This is a genomic window from Kitasatospora sp. NPDC091257 (assembly GCF_044757675.1).
In the GTDB taxonomy this organism is placed as follows: domain Bacteria; phylum Actinomycetota; class Actinomycetes; order Streptomycetales; family Streptomycetaceae; genus Kitasatospora; species Kitasatospora lactacystinica.
Window position 1 is genome coordinate 1 of the sequence record NZ_JBIVVI010000893.1, and the last position, 3,869, is coordinate 3,869.

3 protein-coding genes are annotated in these 3,869 nt (G+C 67.6%); 1 reads left to right on the forward strand and 2 read right to left on the reverse strand.

Going from position 1 to position 3,869, the window contains the following annotated elements; genetic code table 11:
* The first annotated feature begins 391 nt into the window (after nt 1–391).
* Nucleotides 392–814, forward strand: a complete 423-nt coding sequence (locus ACIQOV_RS31550) for a winged helix-turn-helix domain-containing protein (RefSeq protein ID WP_401054085.1) — start codon at nt 392–394, stop codon at nt 812–814.
* 1 nt (nt 815) lies between these two features.
* Here the strand turns inward: ACIQOV_RS31550 and ACIQOV_RS31555 are convergent, their stop codons facing one another.
* Both ACIQOV_RS31555 and ACIQOV_RS31560 read right to left on the reverse strand, forming a co-directional pair.
* Entirely contained in the window at nt 816–1,754 is a 939-nt protein-coding gene (locus tag ACIQOV_RS31555) for an NAD-dependent epimerase/dehydratase family protein (protein ID WP_401054087.1), read from the reverse strand.
* Complete coding sequence (locus ACIQOV_RS31560; RefSeq protein WP_401054088.1) at nt 1,739–3,367, reverse strand: helix-turn-helix domain-containing protein; 1,629 nt, start codon at nt 3,365–3,367, stop codon at nt 1,739–1,741. Before ACIQOV_RS31560 ends, ACIQOV_RS31555 begins: the two co-directional genes overlap by 16 nt.
* Nucleotides 3,368–3,869 lie beyond the last annotated feature (502 nt).

The window sequence follows — 3,869 nt, forward strand, 5'->3', positions numbered from 1 at the left end:
GGGGGTCACGCCCCCACTCTCCGGCCGTTGCTCGCGGTCGCCGGGCCACCTCGCCAGTCAGGGCCGAAACCCCTATCCCCTGGCCTTTGCGGAGATTGCAGCGTCCTCCGCCTCAGCATTTGTGCAGCTCAGGGCAGCCCAAAGAAGGGCCCCAAGAGCTGATGGTGTTTGCAGCGGTCCCGTTTGATCACGGCCCCGTCCTGCTGCGACAAGCCTGCTCCGGCGCACAGCGCCAGACCAATGACGACCTGTCATATGAGGCTTTCCGCCGAGGCGTTGCCCTCACAATGAACATGGTGCACTTAGTGCGCTAAGTTGGCAAGTGCTTCGCCGCAGCGAGCCTGCGGCACACTGGTGCACTAAGTGCGAGACGTCGACTGGAGGATCACTGGTGACCGAGTTCCAAGGCGAGCCGGCCTATCTCCAGCTGGCCGATGACCTGCGGGAACAGATCCGCAGCGGCAAGCTGACTGCGGGCTCCGCACTGTCGTCAACGCGGAAGCTGATGGACGACCACGGCGTGTCGAGCACCGTAGTGAAGGCTGCTGTTTCACTCCTGCGCGCCGAGGGCTACGTGGTCGGACACCAAGGGAAGGGCGTGTTTGTCCAGTTCCCGCCGCGCTTGGCCGTGTACTCCCGAGGGGCTGCCGACTGGGCCGTACCGGTGCTGCAAGCCGGCCATGCGCTCGAACAGGCCCTCCGTAGCTTGACTCAGGCCGGAGGCGAGGCTGAAAACGCCGAAGCGGCCCTTCATCGCTGGCGGGACGCGTTCGACGCGCTTCCCGACAGCGTGAAGAGCCGCCTGGCGGAGTAGGTCAGAACTCGCCTCGGCTGGTCGCCGCCCACCCGTCTCGGATCAGGTCATGGAGACCGGACCGCTCGGGCTTCCACCCGAACTCGGTCGTGATCCGGGTGAGGTCGGCGACCAGCCGAGGCGGTTCCGGCTGCGGAGGACGGTGAACCACCGGCACGGGCCGTCCGGTGACCTGCTCCACCGCCTCGACAATCTCGCGCATGCTCGCCGGAGTCGCGCCCACGTTGTAGGCCCGGTGTGCGAAGTTTCCGGCGTGCAACGCCAAGACGTACGCGCGGGCCAGGTCATCCACGTGGACGAAGTCCCGGACGGCACTCCCGTCGCCGTTCATCTCCAAGTGCGGGTAGCGGCCGGCCGCCACAGCGAGCGCCTTCGGGATGATCCGGGACTCGTCGGCGTCCCCCACCCCGCCCACTGAGCCTGCGATGTTGAAGCACCGCAAGCTCACCGCCTGGATGGTGCCGCGCTCCCCCGCACGCTTGAGCAACTCATCTGCGGCAAGCTTCGAAGCGCCGTACGGGTTGCTCGGAGCAGGCACGACGTCCTCGCCGATGGGCTGCCGCTCAGGGGCGCCGTAGATCGCGGCCGTCGAACCGAGCACGACTACGGGGCTCTGCGTGGCAGCTCGACCAGGCAGCGCGGCCAGCAGGACCGCAGTGCCGTTGACGTTGACGTCGTGGTACTCGTCGGGCATCTCGAAGGACTCGCGCACCCGCGTGAGCGCGGCCAGGTGGCAGACGGCGTGCACACCACGCACGGCCGACGCGACGGCCTGCTCGTCGCGGATGTCGCCGTGGACCACCTCGGCCACCGGCAGCTCGGGGAGCAGGGCACCCGGGGGTCGATGGGTCAGGGCAACCACCTCGTGGCCAGCCTCGGCGAGACGTCGGACAACCGCGTTGCCGACGAAGCCGAAGGCGCCCGTCACGAGTACGCGCACGGATTTCCTCCTCGGTTCAGGATCAGTCCGCGGTGCTGCCACGCCAGGTCGAGGCACGCGGCGGCAGCAGACGCGAGCGGTTCATTCTCCAGCAGGTGGCGAATGTTGGCCTTGGTGAAGTCGATTCCCCCGGTGTTGCCCGTGCCGGCGATGACGCTGCCCTCGGTGTTGCGGGAGACCATGCCGGAGAACACCGTGTCGTAGACGTCGGCGTCGATGACCACGACGCTGAGGATCTCGCCCGCCAGCGTGAGCGGGTCCAGGCCGATCCCGAAACAGTATGGCCGGACCTTGCCCGCGCGTCGGGCCTCGTTGAGCGTGCGGAACGGCTCGACCCCGTCGTAGTCGATGGGCTCGCCGCTGCTGCCGTCGGCCTCAGGGTCGCCCAGGAACTCCTCCGCGTACTCCCGGAGCACGTTGCGCCAGAGGTCGAAGTCGTTCGACTGGTCCCACGGCATCACCGAGGATGGCTGGAACACCCCGGCGGGCATGATGTGGTACGTCCCGCCGGCCAACGCCACGTTGCTCGCCGCCCGATGGTGCAGCGGGAACGACGCCGTGCCATCCGGCGCCAACCGGATGGTCAGGGTGTCGATGGACGGCAGCAGCGGACGACGGCCAAGGTCGAACGGGTCACCGACCAGCGAGCGGAACGGGAGCGCGTCCCAGTCCGGCTCCCCGATCCATGCGGGGTCGCTGCCGGTCGCCAGCCACGCACCCGCCAGCTCGTGGGCCACGCCCTCGCAGACGTCCGCCATGTCGAAGTAGGTCGTGTAGCCGAACGACAGCTTGGGCCGGCCGTCGACCTGGTCCACGCCGAGCAGCCGGAAGCTCGGCCGGTTCACGAACAGCGACGGCCGGTCGACCATGCGGATGGCCTGCGAGTACCGGGCGAACCGCCCGCCGTTCGCAGCCAAGGGCCGAACGCCCTCGGACTCGACTTCGGCACCCACGACCTCCGGCGGAACCGTCTGCGTTAGCCACGTGAGGTCGATGTCGCTGAAGTCCAGGGGGCTCGGCCACATCCACCCAGCGCGCGTGAGCACCGGGCTGTTTCCTGCCCGGTACACGTCGGGGTACAGCTGGGCGGCGGCCTTGGTGAGCTGGCTCCGGTGCCGGTTCAGGTCCCGGCGAGTCATCCGCCAACGGCGCTGTTCTTCGACGGCGATCTGCGGGCCGCTTTCGTCGCCGGGAACCGAGACGACGGCCGCCTCGGCGGCCGGCAGCAGGCCCAGCTCGTCCTCGGGCAACCCCAACACCTGGGCCAGGCGCCGAAGCTCGTCCATGTCCTTGATCACCCGCTTCCCGCGCTCCAGCAGCGAGACGTACGACTGGTCGTAGCCGAGCAGGTCGGCGAGGTCCTGCTGCTTCAGTTTGTGCAGCGCTCGGTAGGCCTTCAAGACGTCGCCGAGGTTGGACCCGTCCGGCGGCGCGGTGCGCTCAGCAGAGGTGGAGAGCCAGCTGACCGGCTCGGCCGTCGCGGCAACCGGAGCGACCGGGCCGCCGGGTCCGATCGCCCGGCGACACGGGCTGCACACGGTGTCGGTGTTGCTGCGGCTCAGCTTGGCGCCGCAACGGGCGCAGACGGTAGGCGTCTTGGCCGTCATGGTCATGAGACATCTGTCCCTTCAGGGGGTCTGACCCATCATTGGGCAGGTCGTTTTGCGTGATCGCAGACGACGCCCGCGCCAGAAGAATTCAACTTCAGTGGTGTCGAGCGAGTGAGGCGTTCGACCACAGGTGCGCCCAGGCCAAGAACTCGGCCAGCAATCGCGCTGCGAAGAGTGATGATTGCCCACCACGGTGCGTCCGCCTGCTCGACTCAGCGGGCCATCTGTGACACCCCGTGCCCACAGTCGCTGTGGATGGAGCATGTGGATACCCGACAGGTAGCTGTGGATAGTGCAGGTCAGCCCCTGTGGACGCAACATCTAGTAGGGCTGTGGACAAACAGGCCCAACATCTTGGATCTGTATGTCGTTGCAGAGTGTCAGTTGAGGGTGATTCACTTGCGTTGCTCAAAGTGAGCGGGCCCCAAACCTCGGGGTCGACAGAGAGTCGTGTCCACCGAGATGTTGGGGCCCAATGCGTTGGTCGCGCCGTTGGACCCTACCC

Excerpts from the sequence above, each read along its gene's own strand:
- ACIQOV_RS31560 (WP_401054088.1), bottom strand. The coding sequence starts at position 3,367 with ATGACCATGACGGCCAAGACGCCTACCGTCTGCGCCCGTTGCGGCGCC.